The 22,029-nt window shown below is 42.9% G+C and carries 16 protein-coding genes and 2 pseudogenes; 7 read left to right on the top strand and 11 right to left on the bottom strand.

Translation table 11 applies throughout. From position 1 onward, the window contains the following. Positions 1 to 10: 10 nt before the first annotated feature. The 3 genes from V6D44_RS16370 to putP form a co-directional block, all read right to left on the bottom strand. Positions 11 to 1,390, bottom strand: coding sequence for an alkaline phosphatase (locus V6D44_RS16370; RefSeq protein WP_087991374.1), 1,380 nt, complete (start codon positions 1,388 to 1,390; stop codon positions 11 to 13). Between the two features lie 112 nt (positions 1,391 to 1,502). Beyond that, a complete protein-coding gene (locus tag V6D44_RS16365; RefSeq protein ID WP_087991375.1) occupies positions 1,503 to 2,201 on the bottom strand; it encodes an MgtC/SapB family protein in 699 nt (232 codons plus the stop codon). 105 nt (positions 2,202 to 2,306) lie between these two features. Continuing rightward, positions 2,307 to 3,785: a sodium/proline symporter PutP gene (gene putP, locus V6D44_RS16360; RefSeq protein ID WP_087991376.1), complete on the bottom strand. Its 1,479-nt coding sequence runs from the start codon at positions 3,783 to 3,785 to the stop codon at positions 2,307 to 2,309. 397 nt (positions 3,786 to 4,182) lie between these two features. Between putP and gatC the strand changes: the two genes are divergently transcribed. Genes gatC through gatB form a run of 3 tightly spaced genes read left to right on the top strand, consistent with a single transcriptional unit; the run spans position 4,183 to position 7,390 of the window. Further along, entirely contained in the window at positions 4,183 to 4,473 is a 291-nt protein-coding gene (gene gatC, locus V6D44_RS16355; RefSeq protein ID WP_087991377.1) for an Asp-tRNA(Asn)/Glu-tRNA(Gln) amidotransferase subunit GatC, read from the top strand. 15 nt (positions 4,474 to 4,488) lie between these two features. Continuing rightward, a complete protein-coding gene (gatA, locus tag V6D44_RS16350) occupies positions 4,489 to 5,946 on the top strand; it encodes an Asp-tRNA(Asn)/Glu-tRNA(Gln) amidotransferase subunit GatA (RefSeq protein ID WP_148963520.1) in 1,458 nt (485 codons plus the stop codon). A 13-nt stretch (positions 5,947 to 5,959) separates the two neighbouring features. Next, a complete protein-coding gene (gene gatB / locus V6D44_RS16345; protein ID WP_087991379.1) occupies positions 5,960 to 7,390 on the top strand; it encodes an Asp-tRNA(Asn)/Glu-tRNA(Gln) amidotransferase subunit GatB in 1,431 nt (476 codons plus the stop codon). A 33-nt stretch (positions 7,391 to 7,423) separates the two neighbouring features. Here the strand turns inward: gatB and V6D44_RS16340 are convergent. Continuing rightward, a pseudogene (locus V6D44_RS16340) lies at positions 7,424 to 8,288 on the bottom strand (TetR/AcrR family transcriptional regulator); the annotation flags it as partial. Positions 8,289 to 8,419: 131 nt separating this feature from the next. Here V6D44_RS16340 and srfP point away from each other — a divergent pair. The 4 genes from srfP to V6D44_RS16320 all read left to right on the top strand — a co-directional run bounded on the left by srfP (position 8,420) and on the right by V6D44_RS16320 (position 16,216). Next, on the top strand, positions 8,420 to 11,560 hold the full coding sequence (gene srfP / locus V6D44_RS16335) for a surfactin resistance protein SrfP (protein WP_333516751.1): 3,141 nt from the start codon (positions 8,420 to 8,422) through the stop codon (positions 11,558 to 11,560). A 150-nt stretch (positions 11,561 to 11,710) separates the two neighbouring features. After that, positions 11,711 to 12,622 (top strand): diacylglycerol kinase, encoded by a 912-nt coding sequence (locus tag V6D44_RS16330; protein ID WP_087991382.1) that lies wholly within the window; start codon positions 11,711 to 11,713, stop codon positions 12,620 to 12,622. Positions 12,623 to 12,679: 57 nt separating this feature from the next. After that, positions 12,680 to 14,056, top strand: a complete 1,377-nt coding sequence (gene rlmD / locus V6D44_RS16325) for a 23S rRNA (uracil(1939)-C(5))-methyltransferase RlmD (RefSeq protein ID WP_333516737.1) — start codon at positions 12,680 to 12,682, stop codon at positions 14,054 to 14,056. Positions 14,057 to 14,266: 210 nt separating this feature from the next. After that, positions 14,267 to 16,216: a DUF2075 domain-containing protein gene (locus V6D44_RS16320; protein ID WP_253268887.1), complete on the top strand. Its 1,950-nt coding sequence runs from the start codon at positions 14,267 to 14,269 to the stop codon at positions 16,214 to 16,216. Positions 16,217 to 16,265: 49 nt separating this feature from the next. Here the strand turns inward: V6D44_RS16320 and V6D44_RS16315 are convergent, their stop codons facing one another. The 7 genes and pseudogenes from V6D44_RS16315 to V6D44_RS16285 form a co-directional block, all read right to left on the bottom strand. After that, positions 16,266 to 16,463 (bottom strand): hypothetical protein, encoded by a 198-nt coding sequence (locus tag V6D44_RS16315; protein ID WP_333516736.1) that lies wholly within the window; start codon positions 16,461 to 16,463, stop codon positions 16,266 to 16,268. Continuing rightward, positions 16,453 to 17,574, bottom strand: coding sequence for a response regulator aspartate phosphatase (locus V6D44_RS16310; protein ID WP_442893326.1), 1,122 nt, complete (start codon positions 17,572 to 17,574; stop codon positions 16,453 to 16,455). Before V6D44_RS16310 ends, V6D44_RS16315 begins: the two co-directional genes overlap by 11 nt. A gap of 205 nt (positions 17,575 to 17,779) precedes the next feature. Next, complete coding sequence (locus V6D44_RS16305) at positions 17,780 to 18,304, bottom strand: CbrC family protein (RefSeq protein ID WP_333516734.1); 525 nt, start codon at positions 18,302 to 18,304, stop codon at positions 17,780 to 17,782. After that, positions 18,285 to 18,797: pseudogene (locus V6D44_RS16300) on the bottom strand (antitoxin YezG family protein). The gene V6D44_RS16305 and the pseudogene V6D44_RS16300 overlap by 20 nt, the downstream one beginning before the upstream one ends. Before the next feature lie 37 nt (positions 18,798 to 18,834). Beyond that, the gene (locus tag V6D44_RS16295; protein WP_333516733.1) at positions 18,835 to 19,290 is read right to left on the bottom strand and encodes a TIGR01741 family protein; all 456 of its coding nucleotides are present in this window, start codon (positions 19,288 to 19,290) and stop codon (positions 18,835 to 18,837) included. Positions 19,291 to 19,385: 95 nt separating this feature from the next. After that, entirely contained in the window at positions 19,386 to 19,865 is a 480-nt protein-coding gene (locus V6D44_RS16290) for an antitoxin YezG family protein (protein WP_253268891.1), read from the bottom strand. Positions 19,866 to 19,869: 4 nt separating this feature from the next. Then, positions 19,870 to 21,879, bottom strand: coding sequence for a T7SS effector LXG polymorphic toxin (locus V6D44_RS16285; RefSeq protein ID WP_333516732.1), 2,010 nt, complete (start codon positions 21,877 to 21,879; stop codon positions 19,870 to 19,872). Positions 21,880 to 22,029: the final 150 nt, after the last annotated feature.

Here is a 22,029-nt window from a genome sequence, read left to right as displayed (position 1 = left end):
CCGGAGTTTTTTATTTTTGTTCTAAAATAGCAAAAATGTTTTTCGCCTGCTGCGTATTGTCGATGAGCCCCTTCCATTTTCCCTTTCCCGGTCCGTAAGCATAAACCGGTACGTCTTCACCGGTGTGGGCTAACGTTGTCCAGCCTGAAAAAGACCGTTTATCAAAAATCAATTGAATGCTTTTTTGGACAGCAGCTGTATTTGATTGTGAGGCTGCGTTTTTCACCTGATTTATCTCATTTTCCGTTAGCTTCATATTAATATAAGTGCTAAGCACCTTCTCGGCATCTTGGCCTTCAGCGATCTTCTCTGCCATATAGCCCGGCGTTTTTTTAGCGGCGATGATTAGGGAAGGATCCCATTTATAGCCGGTCTCGCGCGTCATTCCCTCTGCACCGTAAGAGAAACCGCCTGTAGAGTGATCAGCTGTAATAATAACCAGTGTTTCTTTATCTTTTTTCGCAAAATCCAGAGCAGCTTGAACAGCTTTCTCGAAATCTTCCATTTCGCTCAGAGCGCCCACCACGTCATTTTCGTGGGCTGCATTGTCTATATTGCTTCCTTCCAGAAGCATAAAAAAACCGTTTTCGTTCTTCTGTAACTGGGTGAGTGCCGCTTCTGTCATGTCTTTTAGAGAAGGTGTGCTGTTCTCTCTGTCAATCGCTTTATCTAATTCAACTTCTCCAAACAGTCCGAGCAGCTTATCGTGCTGGTTTTTTTTCAAGTCTTGCTTTGTGTTCACATAATGATAGCCGTCTTTTTGGAATTCTTCAGCAAGATTTCGGTCTTTGCGAATGAAATATTTCGCTCCGCCTCCGAGTAAAACATCAACCTTATGAGAACCATTAATACGTTCATCATAGAATTGGTCCGCAATTTCAGTGTAGTTTTTCCGTGAGACGTTATGTACACCGAAAGCAGCGGGGGTGGCGTCGGTTAAGTCCGAAGTCACGACGAAGCCGACGGACATCTTGTTCTCTTTGGCAGCTTCTGTTACGCTTTTGAGCTGCTGATGTTTGTTGTCTACTGCAATCGCATCATTATATGTTTTCGTTCCGGTTGCCATGGCGGTTGCAGCAGCCGAAGAATCAGTAATATTGTCTCTGGGATCGTTAGGATGTGTCATCTGCATGCCTGTTAAATAAGGGTCCCATGCTGTTTGGACGGGGGTATTCAGCTTTTCGCTTTTTAATGTCCTATAGCTGTTAATCATCGGCATACCCATTCCATCTCCGATGATTAAGATCACATTTTTAGGGTTCTTGCTGCTTGTCTTAGATGATTGAGAATGAGGAGAGGATATGAATTCTGTTATGGCGAAAACACTTAAGAAAGCAGTCAAAATGAGGGTGACAGTTACTGTAAAACGCGCTTTGGTAATAAGAAACATCTCCCTTGTTATATTTATTTACTAATATGTATTTTATTTGAAAATGATAGAGACTTCAATGCTTTTTTCGATAACAGCGAAAAGCCAATAGGGAATCTAACCCCATTGGCTTTTACAATGTATCACATTTTACGCCGACTACGCCTTCAATGTCTTTAATGTCATAGTAGACATCGGTCGTGTACCTGTTTTTATGAACGCGGACCTTGACTTCCATGATTGGAAATTCCTTTTCACCCAGGTCATCGATCCGGACGGAGTGCGTTTTAATATCTTTTCTTTTCATTTCTTTTAAAATATCTGTCATTTTGTCTTTATCCGAAAGCGACATTCTGATGCGGATGTCTTTTTCCTGCAGGCGGTCGGGACCGATTTTTCTGATCGCCCATGGTAAAAATTCCACGCTGATCAGGATGAACAGAAGACTGGCAAAGGCTTCTTTATAAAACCCGGCTCCGGTTGCCAGCCCAAGCCCCGCTGCACCCCAGATCATAGCTGATGTTGTCAGGCCGGAAATGACGTCGTTGCTTTTCCGCAAGATGACACCGGCACCGATAAATCCGACGCCGGAGATAATTTGGGCCGGGAGACGCAGCGGGTCCATCATAATGCGATAGTATTTAGGGAAATGATATGCCGCATTAATACTGACGATCGTGAGCATGCATGAGCTGACGGCGATAACGATACAGGTTTTTAATCCGAGCGGCTTATTTTTTAATTCGCGCTCAAGCCCGATGACCATGCCAATCAATGTGGCAATGCCCAATTTTAATAAAATATCAGGGTCAATATACCAGCTCAACAGCAACTTCCCCCTTCTCTAAGGTGTTTTTAAATAAATATGATTTTCTCACAGTATTTATAGCAAAACAAGAGCACAAAAGCCACCAAGCGGTGCTTGATGGCTTATTGCTTACTTTTTGCGTTTTAACAGCTTTTCCATGACACCGAATAATCGATACGAGGCTTTTGCAGGACGTTTCGTGATCAAGCTGCCGATAATACCCGCGATCATACTCAGGAAAAATCCAGGTATCATTTCATAGAGGCCTGTAGAGTCAGCTAAACCAGTTGTAATCCAAATTAATACTGTCGCAGCTCCGACAACCATGGCTGAAAGAGCGCCCCATTCAGTCATCCGTTTCCAATACAGACTCAGAAGAATGGCAGGCCCGAAAGCAGAACCGAATCCGGCCCACGCATACCCAACCAAATCAAGAATCGTACTGCTTGGATTCAAGGACATCAGAATCGCAATGACCGCGATAATGAGCACTGACAGACGGCCGGTCATGACCAATTCTTTATCTGATGCTTCACGTCTGAAAAATGTCCGGTATAAATCCTCTGTCATTGCGCTCGCTGTGACCAGAAGCTGAGAAGAGATCGAACTCATAATCGCTGCTAAAATAGCAGACAGCAAAAATCCCGTAATCAATGGATGGAACAATATTTTAGAAAAAATAATGAAAATCGTTTCAGGATCACTTACAACTACTCCGAATTTATGTGCGTAAGCCACACCGACCAAACCCGTTAAAGTTGAACCGAGAATGGAGATCACCATCCAGCTCATCCCGATTCTGCGCGCGGGTTTTAAATCTTTGATATGCTTAATCGCCATAAAACGGATGATGATATGAGGCTGGCCATAGTAGCCTAAACCCCAGGCCAAATAAGAAATAATGCTAATGACGCTCGCGCCTTTAAAAATATCCAATAGCTTCGGGTCCACGGCTGAAATCTCATGTAAAGCAGGAGAGACGCCGCCCAGCTGGGTAAAAGCAACGATCGGCACAAGCACTAGTGCTGCAAACATGATCGCACCCTGTACAAAGTCAGTCAGACTGACAGCAAGGAAACCGCCAAACAGTGTGTATAACACGACAACGCTCGCAGTCAGCAGGAGTCCAAGTGTATAATCGGCTCCAAAAGCAGATTCAAATAATCTTCCGCCTGATACCATACCAGAAGACGTATACAATGTGAAAAAGATCATAATGATCAAAGCTGATACAATTTTAAGCACTGATGAAGAATGCTGGAATCTTTTATCAAAGAAATCGGGAATTGTAATCGCGTCATCCGCCGCTTCCGTATACGCTCTAAGACGCGGAGCCAAAAGAAGATAATTCGAATACGCACCGATTGTCAAGCCGAGTGCAAGCCATAATGTCGACAAACCTGTGGCGAACATGGCCCCCGGAATTCCCATCAGCATCCATCCGCTCATATCCGCCGCACCGGCAGACAAAGCAGTGACAAACGGGCCGAGTCCTCTTCCCCCAAGCATGTAATCGTTGATATCAGTTGTTTTCCTAAATGAATACCAGCCGATTAACAGCATGGCAGTAAAGTAAATTCCTAACGATATAATAATTTCAATACTCACGTTTTACCCTCTCTTCAATCCTATAAATGTGACATCACCTCTCCAATTGATGGTGCCAGTTAAGTCTGGCGCAAGTGTGACCTATTTTGGTGCACTTGTTAACTTAACCTAACAAAGTATTCCCGGCCATTCAAGCGATGAAACTTTCAGCAGCAGTAAGAAATACCGCTGAAAACCTAGAAGGGACTAATAGATAAAGCGCTTTCATAAATGAATAAAATTAAAAATATTCAGAAAAATATTTTGTTTCTCCTTCGTCTCTTTTTAGTATAAAATATATGAGGTATTGTCTCGAAAACACAAGCCTGTTCCAAGGCGTTTTGTTGCTTTAAAGGGCTTGTTTTTGATATGATCAGTATTATATGACTTAACGGAGAAATATGTGGAGGTGGATCAGATGTCACGAATTTCAATAGAAGAAGTAAAGCACGTTGCGCACCTTGCGAGACTTGCGATTACAGAAGAAGAAGCAAAAATGTTCACTGAACAGCTTGACAGCATCATTTCATTTGCCGAGGAGCTTAATGAGGTTAACACAGACAATGTAGAGCCTACAACTCACGTGCTGCAAATGAAAAATGTCATGAGAGAAGATGAAGCGGGTAAAGGCCTTCCGGTTGAGGACGTTATGAAAAATGCGCCTGACCATAAAGACGGCTATATTCGTGTGCCATCAATTCTGGACTAAAGGAGGGACACAAGAATGTCATTATTTGACCATAAAATCACAGAATTAAAACAGCTCATACATAAAAAAGAGATTAAGATTTCTGATCTGGTTGACGAATCTTATAAACGCATCCAAGCGGTTGATGATAAGGTACAAGCCTTTTTGGCATTAGATGAAGAAAGAGCGCGAGCGTACGCCAAGGAGCTTGATGAAGCGGTTGACGGCCGTTCTGAGCACGGTCTTCTTTTTGGTATGCCGATCGGCGTAAAAGATAATATCGTAACAAAAGGGCTGCGCACAACATGCTCGAGCAAAATTCTCGAAAACTTTGATCCGATTTACGATGCTACTGTTGTTCAGCGCCTTCAAGATGCTGAAGCAGTCACAATCGGAAAATTGAACATGGACGAATTCGCCATGGGCTCATCTACCGAAAACTCAGCTTACAAGCTGACGAAAAACCCTTGGAACTTGGATACAGTTCCCGGCGGTTCAAGCGGCGGTTCAGCGGCTGCGGTTGCTGCGGGAGAAGTTCCGTTTTCTCTTGGATCTGACACAGGCGGCTCCATCCGTCAGCCGGCATCCTTCTGCGGCGTTGTCGGATTAAAGCCAACATACGGACGTGTACCCCGTTACGGATTGGTCGCATTTGCGTCTTCATTAGACCAAATCGGGCCGATTACTCGCACGGTTGAGGACAACGCATTTTTGCTTCAAGCGATTTCCGGCGCAGACAAAATGGACGCTACAAGCGCAAATGTGGATGTTCCTGATTTTCTTTCTTCATTAACTGGCGATATTAAAGGACTGAAAATCGCGGTTCCGAAAGAATATCTAGGTGAAGGTGTCGGCAAAGAAGCGAGAGAATCTGTTCTTGCCGCGCTGAAAGTTCTTGAAGGCCTCGGCGCTACATGGGAAGAAGTGTCTCTTCCGCACAGCAAATATGCGCTTGCGACATATTACCTGCTGTCATCATCTGAAGCGTCAGCCAACCTTGCACGTTTTGACGGCATCCGCTACGGCTACCGCACAGACAACGCGGACAACCTGATCGACCTTTACAAGCAAACGCGTGCTGAAGGTTTCGGAAATGAAGTCAAACGCCGCATCATGCTCGGAACGTTCGCTTTAAGCTCAGGCTACTACGATGCGTACTACAAAAAGGCGCAAAAAGTGCGTACGTTGATTAAGAAAGACTTCGAAGACGTATTTGAGAAATATGATGTGATTGTCGGACCGACGACACCGACACCTGCGTTTAAAATCGGTGAAAACACGAAAGATCCGCTCACAATGTACGCAAACGATATCTTAACGATTCCGGTCAACCTTGCCGGCGTACCGGGAATCAGCGTGCCATGCGGTTTAGCAGACGGACTTCCGCTCGGCCTGCAAATCATCGGAAAACACTTTGATGAAAGCACTGTATACCGCGTTGCTCATGCTTTTGAACAAGCGACAGACCATCATAAAGCAAAACCTGAACTGTAAGGGGTGAAAAGAATTGAACTTTGAAACGGTAATCGGACTTGAAGTCCACGTCGAGTTAAAAACAAAATCAAAAATTTTCTCAAGCTCTCCAACGCCATTCGGCGCGGAGGCGAATACACAGACAAGCGTCATTGACCTCGGATACCCGGGCGTCCTGCCTGTTCTGAACAAAGAAGCTGTTGAATTCGCAATGAAAGCCGCTATGGCGCTCAACTGTGAGGTCGCAACGGATACGAAGTTTGACCGCAAAAACTATTTCTATCCGGACAACCCGAAAGCGTACCAAATTTCTCAATTTGATAAGCCAATCGGCGAAAACGGCTGGATCGAAATTGAAGTCGACGGAAAAACAAAACGCATCGGCATCACACGTCTTCACCTTGAAGAAGATGCCGGAAAACTGACGCATACAGGAGACGGCTATTCTCTTGTTGACTACAACCGCCAGGGAACGCCGCTAGTTGAGATCGTATCAGAGCCGGATATCCGCACGCCGGAAGAAGCGTACGCGTACCTGGAAAAGCTGAAGTCCATCATCCAATACACAGGCGTTTCTGACTGTAAAATGGAAGAAGGCTCGCTACGCTGTGATGCCAATATCTCTCTTCGTCCGATCGGCCAAGAGGAATTCGGCACAAAAACAGAATTGAAAAACTTGAACTCCTTCGCGTTTGTTCAAAAAGGCCTTGAGCATGAAGAAAAACGCCAGGAGCAGGTTCTTCTTTCCGGCGGCGTCATCCAGCAGGAAACACGCCGTTACGACGAAGCAACGAAGAAAACCATTCTTATGCGTGTCAAAGAGGGATCTGACGATTACCGTTACTTCCCGGAGCCAGACCTTGTCGAGCTCTACATTGACGATGAGTGGAAGGAGCGCGTAAAAGCAAGCATTCCTGAGCTTCCGGATGAGCGCCGCAAGCGTTACATTGAAGAGCTTGGCTTGCCTGCATATGACGCGATGGTTCTGACGCTGACAAAAGAAATGGCTGATTTCTTTGAAGAAACCGTTCAAAACGGCGCTGAAGTTAAACAAGCGTCTAACTGGCTGATGGGTGAGGTATCAGCTTATCTGAACGCTGAGCAAAAAGAGCTTGCCGACGTTGCGCTGACACCTGAAGGCCTTGCCGGCATGATCAAATTGATTGAAAAAGGAACCATTTCTTCTAAGATCGCGAAGAAAGTGTTTAAGGAATTGATTGAAAAAGGCGGCGACGCTGAGAAGATTGTCAAAGAGAAAGGCCTCGTTCAGATTTCTGACGAAGGCGTGCTTCTGAAGCTTGTCACAGAGGCGCTTGACAACAATCCTCAATCAATCGAAGACTTTAAAAACGGGAAAGACCGTGCGATCGGCTTCCTTGTCGGACAGATTATGAAAGCGTCCAAAGGACAAGCCAACCCGCCGATGGTCAACAAAATCCTGCTTGAAGAAATTAAAAAACGCTAATATAAAAAAAGCAGCCTGCCTCTTGAGAGAGGGGGCTGCTTTTTTATGGTCAAATCGAGATGAAGACAGAGATCAGAGCCCGAAGCTTTTCAACTTCTTTGTGATTGGTTCCGGTTAAATTGGACAGCATGCCTTTCATAATCGGCTTGCGCGGTTTATCCTGAGACAGTTCTTCCGCGATGACATCAAGCGACACGGTGATATCCTCGGGCAGCGTGCTGTTTTCTTTCACTTTCTGAATGTCCTCAAGCAGCTGTTCTTTGCCCGCGGGCATCAGTCTGAAAATGTCTTTTGGCACAATCGGATTGAGAGTTGAACGACTCAGTCCCTGTACAAGGTCATCCAGTCTTTCGATGATAAAGGCTGAGATTTCTTCTGCATCGATGCTGAGCTCACCGTTAAATATCATGACATTCATATAGGAATGTACAATGCCTCTTGCCATGATGGAAAGGTCTGCGACGTACCGTTCGATTCCCTCGCCATAAGACGCCAGCAAGGCGTTCCGGTACAGTTTATCCGTCTCCGCGGTTATTTTGTAAAAGTATTGCTTGATCTCTTGATTCTCCGGAATGATATTTTCGGTAAGCAAAAGAACAATAAAATCTCTATGATCCCGGAAATCTTCAAATTGAGCGCCGATTTGCTTTTTCAGCACTTCCTTAGGCGATTTTTCGGCGAGATCCTCTTCTATATGTTTCATTTTTTTCATAGACATGCCGATGTAATATTCGCAGGCTGATAACAGCAGCGCTTCTTTCGATTTGAAATGCAAATAAAAAGCGCCCTTCGAGATGCCGCATTCATTGGCGATTTCCTGGATTGTCGTAGCTGTGAATCCTTTTGTCGCAAATAAATGAATGCTGGTTTTTATGATTCTTTCTTTTTTTTCATTCATGACGTGCTTCCCCTTAATCCTTGAAAAATTTAGTAAAATTTTCTCGTATATGAGTTGACGTTGTTGCAATATAACGTTTAGTATTATATAGAATGACCAGTCAGTCAATAAAAAATGTAATGGAGGATATGATGAATCACGTTATTAATTTTGTTCTGAAAAACAAATTCGCCGTATGGCTGATGACGATTATTGTAACGGCAGCCGGATTGTATGCGGGTATGAATATGAAGCAAGAATCCATTCCTGACGTGAACATGCCTTACTTGACGATCAGCACCACATATCCGGGCGCGACGCCAAGCCAAGTGGCTGATGAGGTGACCAAACCGGTTGAACAAGCGGTGCAGAATCTGGATGGGGTCAGTGTTGTGACTTCGACCTCCTATGAAAACGCATCGTCGGTCATGATTGAATATGACTATGAGAAAGATATGGACAAAGCCAAAACAGAAGCGGCTGAGGCATTAGAAAACGCCAGCCTGCCTGATGACGCGAAGGATCCGGAAATTTCACGCTACAGCTTGAACTCCTTCCCGATTCTGACGCTGAGCGTGTCCAGCGATAAAGACAATCTGCAAGAGCTGACGAAAAAAGTGGAGGACAGCCTCGTTACGAAGCTTGAAGGTATAGAAGGCGTTGCTTCAGTCCAAGTATCAGGGCAGCAGGTTGAAGAAGTTGAATTTTCTTTCAAAGAAGACAAACTGAAAGATTACGGCCTTGATGAAGATACAGTCAAACAAGTGATTCAAGGTTCTGATGTGACAACTCCGCTTGGATTGTACACATTCGGAAATCAAGAGAAATCTGTCGTCGTCAGCGGCGATATTGAAACCATTAAAGATTTGAAGAATATGAGAATCCCGACGGCATCTGCTTCAAGTGCAGGCAGCAGCGCAGCATCTCAAGCGGCGGCCCAAAGTGCACAAGCGGCAGCGCAGGCGCAGCAAAGCGCGAGCACAGCTGTGCCGACGGTCAAGCTTTCTGACATTGCCACAATGAAAGATGTGAAAAAAGCTGAATCTGTTTCACGCACAAATGGCAAAAACAGCATCGGCATCAACGTCGTTAAAGCAAACGATGCGAATACAGTAGAGGTTGCAGACAATGTCAAAGATGAGTTGAAGCAGTTCAAAGAAGACCATAAAGGCTTCGATTACAGCGCAACACTTGACATGGCAGAGCCAATCACACAGTCAGTTGAAACGATGTTAAGCAAAGCCGTTTTCGGTGCTATTTTCGCGATTGTGATTATTCTCTTATTCTTAAGAGATATCAAATCAACATTAATTTCAATAATTTCTATTCCATTATCACTGCTGATCGCGCTTCTTGTGCTGAACCAGCTGGATATCACACTGAATATCATGACGCTAGGCGCAATGACCGTGGCCATCGGACGTGTAGTCGATGACTCGATCGTTGTTATCGAAAATATTTACCGCCGCATGAGGCTCAAAGATGAACCGCTCCGCGGAAAAGCCTTGGTCCGTGAAGCGACGAAGGAAATGTTTAAACCGATCATGTCATCGACGATCGTGACAATCGCGGTGTTCCTGCCGCTCGCGCTTGTAGGCGGACAAATCGGTGAATTGTTTCTTCCATTCGCTTTAACAATCGTATTTGCGCTTGCCGCATCCCTGTTGATTTCGATCACGCTTGTGCCGATGCTCGCGCACAGCCTGTTCAAAAAATCATTATCGGGCGCGCCGGTCAAAGCGAAAGAACATAAACCTAGCAGACTGGCAGGCTTCTATAAAAAAGTTCTGAACTGGGCGCTGAGCCACAAATGGATCACGTCTATCATCGCTGTTCTAATGCTGCTGGGAAGCTTGTTCCTCGTACCGTTAATCGGTGCCAGCTACCTGCCGTCCCAAGAAGAAAAAACGATGCAGCTCACATACAGCCCTGAGCCGGGGGAAACGAAAAAAGAAGCCGAAGCTGAAGCTGAAAAAGCGGAAAAAATTCTGCTTGACCGCAAGCATGTCGATACGGTCCAGTACTCATTAGGCTCTGGCAGCCCGCTTGCCGGGGGAGATTCAAACGGTGCGTTGTTCTATATCAAATATGAAAGCGACACGCCTGATTTTGATAAAGAAAAAGACAACGTGCTAAAGAAAATCCAAGATCAGTCAGATCGCGGAGAATGGAAGTCACAGGACTTCAGCTCTTCAGGCAATAACAATGAATTAACATATTATGTGTATGGCGATTCAGAAAACGATATTAAAGACACGGTCAAAGACATTGAAAAAATCATGAAAGATGAAAAGGATCTGAAAAACGTAAGCTCAGGCCTTTCCAGCACATATGATGAGTACACATTTGTCGCTGACCAAGAAAAATTAAGCAAACTCGGTTTAACCGCGTCTCACATTTCTCAGGCCTTAATGACACAAACAGCACAAGAACCGCTCACAACCGTGAAAAAAGACGGCAAAGAGCTTGATGTGAACATTAAGACGGAAAAAGACGAGTATAAGAGTGTGAAAGATTTAGAGAACAAAAAGATCACTTCTCCGACTGGCCAGGAAGTCAAAATCGGCGATGTCGCCAAAGTGAAAGAAGGATCAACCTCTGATACGGTTTCAAAACGTGATGGAAAAGTCTATGCGGATGTCACAGGTGAAGTGACAACAGACAACGTCACAGCTGTATCAGCTGATGTCCAGAAGAAAATTGATAAGCTTGACCTTCCTGATAACGTATCAATTGATACAGGCGGCGTATCCGCAGATATCGCTGATTCCTTCACGAAGCTCGGTTTAGCGATGCTGGCCGCAATAGCGATCGTCTACCTCGTGCTTGTGATTACATTCGGCGGAGCCCTAGCGCCATTTGCGATTCTGTTCTCATTGCCGTTCACAGTCATCGGTGCCCTGGTCGGACTATATGTATCAGGTGAAACGATCAGTCTGAACGCGATGATCGGTATGCTCATGCTGATCGGTATCGTTGTCACGAATGCCATTGTCTTAATTGATCGCGTCATTCATAAGGAAGCGGAAGGACTGTCTACGAGAGAAGCGCTTCTAGAAGCCGGCTCTACACGACTCCGTCCGATCCTGATGACAGCCATTGCGACAATCGGCGCCTTGATTCCATTAGCGCTCGGCTTTGAAGGCGGAAGCCAGGTCATTTCAAAAGGACTCGGCGTAACGGTTATCGGCGGTTTAATCAGTTCAACGCTTCTGACGCTCCTGATCGTGCCAATCGTATATGAAGTATTGGCGAAGTTCCGCAAGAAAAAACCGGGAACGGAAGAAGAGTAAAAAACAAAAAGCCTCAGCTCTGCTGAGGCTTTTGTGCGTTTTCACCTGTAAGATTATGTACATTTTGTTGCGATTTTTTTAACTCATAGTATAATTAAAGGTTGTTAGTGTAAAAATGGATCGGATACTCTTAAGTAGGATGATGAGATAATGAAACGTGCACGCATAATATACAATCCGACTTCGGGACGGGAGATCTTTAAAAAGCATCTGGCCCAGGTCCTGCAAAAATTTGAACAAGCCGGTTATGAAACCTCCACCCATGCCACGACATGCGCAGGAGACGCAACGCACGCCGCCAAGGAAGCGGCATTGCGTGAGTTCGACTTAATCGTTGCAGCGGGCGGGGACGGAACGATCAACGAGGTCGTCAACGGACTTGCGCCTTTAGACAACCGTCCGACACTCGGTGTGATTCCTGTCGGCACAACAAACGACTTTGCCAGAGCGCTCAATATTCCGCGCGAGGATATTTTAAAAGCTGCAGATACGGTCATTAACGGAGCTGCCCGCCCGATTGATATCGGACAGGTCAACGGCCAGTATTTTATCAATATCGCCGGAGGAGGCCGCCTGACGGAGCTGACGTACGACGTGCCAAGCAAACTCAAAACGATGCTCGGCCAGCTTGCTTATTATTTAAAGGGAATGGAAATGCTGCCTTCACTTCGACCGACAGAAGTCGAGATTGAATATGACGGCAAGCTGTTTCAAGGTGAAATCATGCTGTTTTTGGTCACGCTGACAAATTCCGTCGGCGGGTTCGAAAAGCTCGCACCGGATTCCAGCCTGAATGACGGCATGTTTGATTTGATGATACTAAAGAAAGCAAACCTTGCTGAATTTATCAGAGTCGCGACGATGGCGCTCCGCGGCGAACACATCAACGACCAGCACATTATTTATACAAAAGCGAACCGCGTGAAAGTCAATGTATCAGAAAAGATGCAGCTGAATCTGGACGGCGAATACGGCGGCATGCTGCCGGGCGAATTCGTGAATCTGTACCGGCACATTCACGTCATCATGCCGGAAGAGAAAGCGGAACAGCTGGATGACTAAAAACTTGGCTTAAATAGGCCAAGTTTTTCTTTCGCTTAAAACTAGAGGTGATTATAGATGAAAATGAAACCCCCAGTAGAAAAAAACGAATACTACGACGTGACATTTGAGGATTTGACCCACGAAGGAGCGGGCGTCGCAAAGGTGCAGGGCTTCCCGATCTTCGTGCCGAACGCCCTGCCGGAGGAAAAAGCCCAAATCAAAGTGACACGCGTCAAAAAAGGGTTCGCCTTCGGCCGACTGATTGAGCTGAAGGAAGAAAGCCCGCATAGAACCGACGCCCCATGCCCGATTTACAAGCAATGCGGCGGCTGCCAGCTCCAGCACATGACCTATGAAGGCCAGCTCTTGTTTAAACAGAAACAGGTCAAAGACGTCCTAGAACGCATCGGCAAGCTGGACCTGTCAAACGTCACCGTACACCCGACACTCGGCATGGAAGACCCGTGGAACTACAGAAACAAAGCGCAGGTACCGGTAGGAGAACGGGAAGGCGGACTCGTCGCCGGATTCTATCAGCAAAGAAGCCATGACATCATCGACATGAGCGCCTGCCTGATCCAGCAATCCAAAAACGACGCAGCCGTCCAAGCCGTCAAAGACATTTGCGCAAACTACGGGGTCAAAGCTTACAACGAAGAACGCCACAAAGGCTGGCTTCGCCACATCATGGTCAGATACGGCGTCGTTACGGGTGAAATGATGATCGTCTTCATCACAAAAACAAACGACTTCCCGCACAAAGCGAAGATTATCGAAGACATCACAGCGCAATTCCCGCACGTTAAATCCATCGTGCAAAACATCAACCCAAATAAGACAAACGTCATCTTCGGCAACGAAACAAACGTTATCTGGGGCGAAGAATACATCTACGATCTCATCGGAGACGTCAAATTCGCCATCTCCGCCAGATCATTCTACCAGGTCAACCCGGAGCAAACCAAAGTGCTGTACGACAAAGCGCTTGAGTACGCGGAGTTGAAGGGCGAGGAGACCGTCATCGACGCCTACTGCGGCATCGGAACAATTTCTCTATTCTTGGCGAAGCAGGCGAAAAAAGTGTACGGCGTAGAAATCGTGCCTGAAGCAATTGAAGATGCGAAACGAAACGCCGAATTAAACGGCATCACAAACGCAGAGTTCGCGGTCGGGGAAGCGGAAACCGTGATTCCAAAGTGGTATGAAGAAGGCATCACGGCCGATACGCTAGTTGTAGACCCGCCAAGAAAAGGCTGCGACGAAGCCCTCCTGCGGACGATTGTGGAGATGAAACCGAAGCGGGTGGTGTATGTGTCCTGTAATCCTGGCACGCTTGCGAGAGACTTGCGGGTGCTTGAGGATGGCGGGTATCAGACGCTCGAAGTACAGCCTGTGGATATGTTTCCGCATACGAATCATGTAGAGTGTGTGGCGAAGCTTATATTGAAATAAACAGTGTCTTCTTTTAGAGGACACTTTCTTTTTTTATAAATTATTAAAAAATGAATGAAGTGAAGTATTGCTTTTTTTACTGATAAAAATATAAAACTAGCTTATTTGAATGTGGTAAAATTATAACAAATAAGTTTTTTAGTGTTAAATATCATATAAATTCAAATGTTACACTTTTAAAATGATAGTAAAAATGAAAAGGTGAAAGAAATGATAGTTTATGAAGCTACAAAAGAAGAGTTTCTAAGTGATGTGTTTGACGATAAATTGGTGACGAATATCTGTAAAAACTACAATGATAAAATTGGCAGAATAAATGAGAGAGAGGTTAGATCTTGGGATAACTCTATGCAGTACATGTACAGGGTATTAAGTGATAGAGAAATTCCTAAGGACGCAGGAATTGCTATTGAGTTCAAAATACCCCATACTTCAAAGCGTATTGATTTTCTTATATCTGGATCAGATAAGGATGATCGTTCATCTGTTGTGATTGTAGAACTTAAACAATGGGAGAAAGTAGAGAAAATTGATGGTAAAGAGGCTATCGTTAAAACGTTTATAAATCAAGGTTTACGTGAGACAACCCACCCCTCTTATCAAGCTTGGTCTTATGCTGCATTAATTAAAGACTATAATGAAAATGCTCAGAAAGAAGATATTAATCTATATCCTTGTGCATACTTACATAACTACTTGAATCAGGGTACAGATGATCCGTTAATTGATTCAATATATGATTATTATATAAAAGAAGCACCTGTTTTTATCAAAGGTGATTCAGGTAAGCTTCGTGATTTCATTAAAAAGTATGTTAAGTATGGAGACAACAAAGAAATTCTATATACAATAGATAAAGGCAGAATAAGGCCTTCAAAGTCTCTTCAAGATTTGTTAAACAGTATGCTTCAAGGTAATCAAGAGTTTATGATGATTGATGATCAAAAAGTCGTTTATGAGGCTGCTTTACATTTGGCAAATGAAGCGTTACGTACAAACACAAAACAAGTCTTAGTTGTTGAAGGCGGCCCTGGTACAGGAAAGTCTGTTCTTGCAATAAATTTATTAGTAGAAGCAACAAATCGAAGTCTGGTTGCACAATATGTAACAAAAAATGCAGCTCCCAGAAATATATATGCTACTAAGTTAAAACAAAATTTTCGAAAGGGGCACATTGATAATTTATTTACAGGATCGGGCAGTTATGTTAATGCTCCATCAGATGAATTTGATGTTCTGATTGTTGATGAATCGCATCGATTAAATGAAAAATCAGGGTTATTTAATAACCTTGGGGAAAATCAAATTAAGGAAATAATAAATGCTTCCAAACTTTCTGTTTTTTTTATAGATGAACGTCAAAGAGTGACGCTAAAGGATATTGGGAGCATTGATACAATTCATAAATTCTCAAAAGAATTAGGTGCCAAGATTACAAATATGAAACTGGATTCACAGTTTCGTTGCAATGGTTCAGATGGTTATATAAGCTGGTTAGATGATGTTCTGCAAATTCGGGAAACTGCGAATTCTAATTATATTGGAACGAACTATGATTTTCGTATATATAAAAATCCAAATGAACTGCGTAAAGAGATAGAAAAGCTGAATAAAGTTAATAATAAATCTCGAATAGTTGCCGGTTACTGTTGGAATTGGGTGAAGGAAGGAAAAGCTAAAACAGAATTCCATGATATCGAGATTCCTGAATATCAATTCGGAATGAGTTGGAATTTAAATAACTCTGACACGTGGGCAATTGATGAAGATTCTGTTAATGAGATAGGTTGTATACACACATGCCAAGGTTTGGAATTTGACTATGTAGGTGTAATTATAGGTGATGATCTAGTATGCAGGGATGGAGTAGTATTGACCGATCATTCAAAGCGGGCAAAAACAGATACCTCCTTACGTGGTTTGAAGAAAATGTTAAAGCAAAATTCAGATAAAGCTGAGAAACTTGCAGACGAAATTATTCGCAACACATACAGAACATTGATGACTCGGGGACAGAAAGGCTGTTTTATTTATTGCATAGACAAAGAACTGGAAAATTACTTTTTAAAGAGAATGAAACAGATGCAAATGAATTATAAAGAGAATGAGTTTTTTAAGACTTCATCAGTTGCTGAAGAAAAAGCACAATACAGGTATTAAATAACATGATGCTATTAAAACAGACGCAGCCAAAAGCTGCGTCTTGTTCTTAACCAAGCGTTCCGTTTTCTGCAATCGTCATTTCTTTGTCAAAGATGGTTTTGTCTGCTAGGGAGTTCGTTGAATCGTTTGCAGCTTTGCTTGTCATGTTTCTGGATGCCACATTTACTTCATTTACTAAGGAAGAACTGATAAAGCTTACACCGATCAAAGCAATTACAGCGCACAAAGTCAGTTTAAATCTCATACAAACAATCCCCTCTCTGAATTTGTTTGCGGGCATGAACCATCTTTTTGAAACAGATAACAGAATCATCCATCTGCCCAATATCAGTATAAAACTTTGCGGCTAATAATGCCAACTCTTCCATATAAGGATATCCTTGGGATGTCTCTAATTTGTTGAAAACATTTAATAAAATGGACGCTTCTCCTTGCTTGATAAACAGCGCCTGCAATCCTTCAAACATAATTTTAAATAGATCATCGTCGAATTTACATGCGAAGCGTACGCCTTTTCTGAAACAATCCATTGCCTGTTCTTGTTTGTGTTGAAGAAAATAAATTAAGGCTAAATCGTGGTAAGCTTGTGTCAAGTTGTTGAAATTTGATTTTTTAAATTGGAGTATTGATTGCTCCATGTATTTTGCTGCTTTCGTCAATTCGCCCATTTTAAGATAACAATTTCCGATATTGAATAAAGCTTGGCCGTAAATCCGCTTGTTTTTGCTTTCAAGCAGCCGTGCGCCTTTTAGTGCCTGTTCGAGGTGAGGGAGCGCCTTTTCATGACTTTCTAGGTCATCGTAGTTTCCTGCGATCACAAAATGGCATTGTATGCGGCGGACTGAGTAAAGGTCGTGCGTTTTATAAATGTTATACGCCTGAGAAGAATAGTGCATGGATACGTGGGTTTGTTTCATATGATAAAACACTTCAGCCATTTTAAAATAAAATTCCGCTCGCTCAATTTCATCTGAAATATAGGGAATTGTGTTTTCCGCTTTTTGATAGAATGTAATGGCACTTAAGAAATTGCCCTCTTTGAATTCATACATCCCTTGAAAAAAGTAATAGTAGTATTCAACGAGTTTTTCCATCTTCCTGTTGCTGCCTTCAATTCTCTTTAAATATTCTGATAACTCCATTTGATTTCCTTCAGATGGGATCACATAGTCGATCATAAGCTGATGACGAAATGCAATGAGCTGATAGTAAATCAAGAGGTCTTGGTCTTCTTCCATGTTGTCAATGTCCCGTTCGATCTCAGCTTTAAGCATTTCAGCATCTGTCACATTAAACTTTTGAATATGCCGGTTCCACTCATTAATTTTCATCCCAACGTGCGGAGACGAAATCATGCCCAAACTTCTCACCCTTCCTCTTCTCACTAATTATGTAAATTTTATCAATACTGAAATTTAATAGGAAGGGGTTGAGAGACCGCAAAATAAATTTTCGGTGCAGTCCGCAAAAGGGAGTTTGGGTGTTTGTTTTGTGAAGGTTAGTGAATTCTCAATAAGTGAATTTTGAATTTCGGTTATTATGATTGAGTCATTACATAAATTAACTGGCATCAACACATAAACGATGTTTACCGCAATGAAGACACTTAAAAAGGTATCCTTGCAAAGTTCCGTTGTTCACTAACCAGCTTTTGAATTCCTCTCTTGTCATACGATAGTCATTGCATATGCTGTTAATATCGTTATCTAACTCATCTTCTAAATGACTGATTTCTTTCCATCCAACATATTGGACAATGGCACAAAAGTCTCCGCAATGACTCAGCCAATATTCTTGCTGCCAGCCGAAGTAACCCGGTGATCTATGTATTAGTTCATCGATGAATGTTTCATTTTCCACTTCATCACAGCGGCCCGGATCTTGGAATTCACCATCATACAATTTGGCTGCTGATCCGTCAGAAATGCACCATGGACAAATTCCTTCTACATCATCTATTGAATAGAAAGGACCTTCATATACGTATTCACGTTCTTGATTACATACAGGGCAGGTTGTCTTTTCTTTACTAATTACATTTAATGCAACTGAGTTTGGATTGTATTTAAACGTTGGAAGTGACATGGTTTATCCTCCTAATGTCCGCTTTTAGACTGTATGTACTTTCTAAAAAAGTTTTTACCGACTCTCTCTTAGGGTGGGTTCCCAAGTGTTCATAAACCCAAATTGCTTTCCGCTGAGAGATTGTGTATTGGGATTGTAAAACATCCTCATAATCGTATTCTATTGAGAATTTTCCGTTTATCTCTAGCTGAAGTGTTAAGTTCGTCCAGACATCCTGGTTATTTTTTCTTTGAACTCATCTCGTAATTCCTCAAATGAGTCATGTAATTCGAATAATAATTCATCATAAACGTCCTCACTAACATGAAAATGTTCAGGAATATTATGAGAATAGATATAATCCTCACCTTGCGGAGGATTGAAATAAAAGAAAACCTTAGAAGAATCGTCGAGTATTTCTGCATAAAGAATGACTTTTTCCCACAGAAGGAATGATTTCGTTAATGCCTTCTGCTATCTGTTGATATAATTCACCCATTTTTTCTGCTTCCATAGTAACCTCCAGTTTTATTTCAAAAGCTATATCAAATTTATAGATGTAGGTAGCTAAATAAAAATTCTTTATCATCCTGGTCTTCAGGCAAAGTTCCAAGAGTTTTGTACTCCCATAATGCAATTCTTTGATACCCATCTAATTCAGAGGCCAAAATATCGTCATCATTATAATCAAGTTGGAATTGACCATTGCTCTCCAATGTCAATGTAAGGTTAGTCCAAACCTGATCATTATTATTTTTGTGCGCAATTCTTAATTTCTCAAAAAGTTCTCGGATTTCCATTAATAAAGTTTTGAAGATATCTTTACTTATGTTGTATCGGGCAGGTATATCTTGTGAATAAATAAGTTGATGTTTTTCCGGTGTCTTGAAGTGAAAGAGAACCATAGTAGAGTCATCTAATACTTCTGCATAAAGATAAATTATTGTCCATTCACAAGGTATGATGTCATTTAATTTCTCACTAATAATCTGGTACAAATCTTGCATTTTTTAGTTTCCAATCTTTTCACCTCAGTCGTCGAGAAATCCTAGTTATAAAAAATAGCCCAGCAGTGAAGAGCTGAACTATTTTTGATCATTGCTTATTCTTCTTCCGAATTGAGATAGCGTTCCAAGAACTCCCTGTTTTTCTTACCTGTAGGAACCAAACCTAAATTGTTATATTCCCAAACAACTTGACGTTGAGTACCGTTTAGTTCTGAAGCAATAACATCATCATAATCATAGTCAATTGAAAACTTTCCGGTATGCTCTAGCTTGAGTGTAAGGTTAGTCCACACATCTGAGTTACTCGCTTTCCATTCATCCCTTAACTCATCAAATAAATCTTGTAGTTCGATTAACAAGTCATCATAAATTTGTTCACTTACTTGATAATGTTCCGGAATATCATGTGAATAAATGAAATCTTCACTATTTTTTGTATTAAAGAAAAAGTATACTTCTCTAGAGTCATCTAAAATCTCTGCGTATAGAGCAATTTTATTCCATTCTGCTGGAATCATTTCATTAATTTGTTCTGCTATTTTTTGATATAATTGGCCCATTTTTTCTGTCTCCATAATATCAACCTCCTGCTTGGTTTCTTATTGTCATATTTTTATATCTGCCATCACCAACTTTATACTTTACTTTAAATAAAGTTGGTCTCAATGAATCGCCTTGATAAACATTTTCTATTTGCACACTAACTGTTTCGGGAGGCTCTTCTTTAAGGGCTTTTGCCCACTCCTGCTCCATTTCATACCATTTCCCGCCGCTCCTATTAATCTGAGAATTCATCGGCACGATATTGTCAAACTGGCCTGAGCCTTTGAATTGGGTGGCGATTAAATGCCCGCCATCATCGTCGGGATTTCGGTCTTGGGGCTTTCCAGCGTTTGATTGCGCATATTGATTTCGTTTTGCTTCTCCCAGCTGCAGGTCTGCTTTGACACTTGTAATTCTACCATAGTTGTCTGTGGTGTACGTGTAGCCTTCTTTTGTTTTATAAACGACATTTGGCTTTAGCACTTTCTTTCTGCTCCATTTTGCGTAATGCTCGCCGTATTTGACGGTTACCGGCGGTACATGTGGCGCTGGTGTTCGTCTTCCGCTTGCTGAGATTCCGTACGGTTTCGGCAGGATGACTTTGGCGAATTTCTGCAGTCCTTCTTTAAGTGTGACCCCGTTGACTGCGTTGTAAGGAACGCCTGCCGGCACTAAATCGTGACGGGGATGATAGGGGAGAATATCCGCAAGTTTGAGATCTCCGATTTGATTTAATTTGGTTTTGACGTGTTTTTTTGATATTTCAACGCCTGTGTTTACTTTTTGTTTGATGTGATCAATGGTTTGTTTTGAGACTGTTATGGCTTTTTGAGCTTTTGCTGATTTGCTTGCTGCTGTTTTGACTTTGGTCGTCACTTTGGCAGCTGTGCCTGTTTTAGAGACGGCGCCAACGCCTTTTGTGCCGACAACTGATGTGACAACAGTGCCAACCGCATATGACACCCATCTTGCTCTTGAGTAGGTGTCGCCATTCACCATGTCTTTTTGGTACGATTCTTCGATTGCTGCTGAAATGGCTTCATACGTTTTGATCGGGTGAGCCACCGCTCCAGTAATCGCTTCAACGGTTCCGCCAGGATCTGTGACCATATCCCACAGGCCTACGACCGCATCCTTTCCAGAATCATAAAGGCCGACGGCAACCCCTTTGAAGCCTGCTTCAAGCTCACGCGTGTTTTCAATTTGGGTGAAGTATCTTTGCTGTTCTGCTGTCAGATTTTCATAGCCGATCGTTTTTGCCATTGAGTAAAATTCATCAGCATCCGCATAATCGTAGTTTTTCAGTCTTTCTTTCAGTTTTTCAATCTCGCGTTCCTTCTCTTCCTCTTTCTTAACCTTCAAGTAAGCCTCAGCCCGCTTTTCAATATCGCCTTTTTTCTTATGTATGTCACTCTCACGATATGCCTTGGCGTTGTAGTGGATAGGTGTGGCGTTTTTGCCTTTGCCCGTTGCCTCTTGGAGCTTTTGGAAGTCGGACTTGATGAATTGTTCGTTTGGTTCTGACAGGGCGTATTCGGTCTTTAGGTCTTCGTCCAAGGCGTCCAATTTTTCCAGTGTTTTTTTGCGTTTGTCGTTGGCATCGGCTAGCTCGTCTTTGAAGGTTTCTGTTGAAAACAGGTCGAGCGGGATGATGTCGTCGATATCGTTTAAGATGTCTTTCATTGCTTTTTTCTGTTCGGACATGATGGACTTTGATGTTTTATGGGCGTTTGCCAGTTCGTGCTCCAGAAAGGATTCTTCGATGTATGCATCAGAGATGCCTTTGTCCTCCGCGGCTCCGGCGATGCTGTTGAAAAATGCGATTTTCATGTCGATATAGTCGATCCATTGGTCGGTGGCGCCGACGTGGTCGTGGTAGAAGGCTTTGATGTTGCTGGCGCCTTTTCCTGAGAATTCGCTGTCACTTAGATCGGCAACGCTTTTTAACGCTTTTCTCAAGTTAACCATTTGCGTTCTTAGTTCTTTGTACTCTTTTGCACGATCTGTCGCTTCCGAAAGCAGTGTTTTCGCTTCAAATACTTTCATGACCATTTCCCTTCTTTTGTTCGCTCGATATCAAAATTTTACCACGAAGCGGGATGAGAGAGGCTGTGAGAACATGTTTTGGTGGAAAAATGAGTCATTAGGCGTGTGTCTATATACATAGGTTTGATATGATGATGATAGATCAATAAA

Origin of the sequence: Bacillus sp. 0209A (assembly GCF_036765095.1) — a bacterium.
Taxonomy (GTDB): domain Bacteria; phylum Bacillota; class Bacilli; order Bacillales; family Bacillaceae; genus Bacillus; species Bacillus subtilis_G.
The sequence above is the reverse complement of the archived record's forward strand: the minus strand, read 5'-3'. Positions and strand labels throughout refer to the sequence as shown.

Excerpts from the sequence above, each read along its gene's own strand:
- V6D44_RS16370 (WP_087991374.1), bottom strand. The coding sequence starts at position 1,390 with ATGTTTCTTATTACCAAAGCGCGTTTTACAGTAACTGTCACCCTCATT.
- gatC (WP_087991377.1), top strand. The coding sequence starts at position 4,183 with ATGTCACGAATTTCAATAGAAGAAGTAAAGCACGTTGCGCACCTTGCG.
- gatA (WP_148963520.1), top strand. The coding sequence starts at position 4,489 with ATGTCATTATTTGACCATAAAATCACAGAATTAAAACAGCTCATACAT.
- srfP (WP_333516751.1), top strand. The coding sequence starts at position 8,420 with ATGAATCACGTTATTAATTTTGTTCTGAAAAACAAATTCGCCGTATGG.
- V6D44_RS16330 (WP_087991382.1), top strand. The coding sequence starts at position 11,711 with ATGAAACGTGCACGCATAATATACAATCCGACTTCGGGACGGGAGATC.
- rlmD (WP_333516737.1), top strand. The coding sequence starts at position 12,680 with ATGAAAATGAAACCCCCAGTAGAAAAAAACGAATACTACGACGTGACA.
- V6D44_RS16320 (WP_253268887.1), top strand. The coding sequence starts at position 14,267 with ATGATAGTTTATGAAGCTACAAAAGAAGAGTTTCTAAGTGATGTGTTT.
- V6D44_RS16315 (WP_333516736.1), bottom strand. The coding sequence starts at position 16,463 with ATGAGATTTAAACTGACTTTGTGCGCTGTAATTGCTTTGATCGGTGTA.
- V6D44_RS16310 (WP_442893326.1), bottom strand. The coding sequence starts at position 17,574 with ATGATTTCGTCTCCGCACGTTGGGATGAAAATTAATGAGTGGAACCGG.
- V6D44_RS16305 (WP_333516734.1), bottom strand. The coding sequence starts at position 18,304 with ATGTCACTTCCAACGTTTAAATACAATCCAAACTCAGTTGCATTAAAT.
- V6D44_RS16295 (WP_333516733.1), bottom strand. The coding sequence starts at position 19,290 with ATGCAAGATTTGTACCAGATTATTAGTGAGAAATTAAATGACATCATA.
- V6D44_RS16290 (WP_253268891.1), bottom strand. The coding sequence starts at position 19,865 with ATGGAGACAGAAAAAATGGGCCAATTATATCAAAAAATAGCAGAACAA.
- V6D44_RS16285 (WP_333516732.1), bottom strand. The coding sequence starts at position 21,879 with ATGAAAGTATTTGAAGCGAAAACACTGCTTTCGGAAGCGACAGATCGT.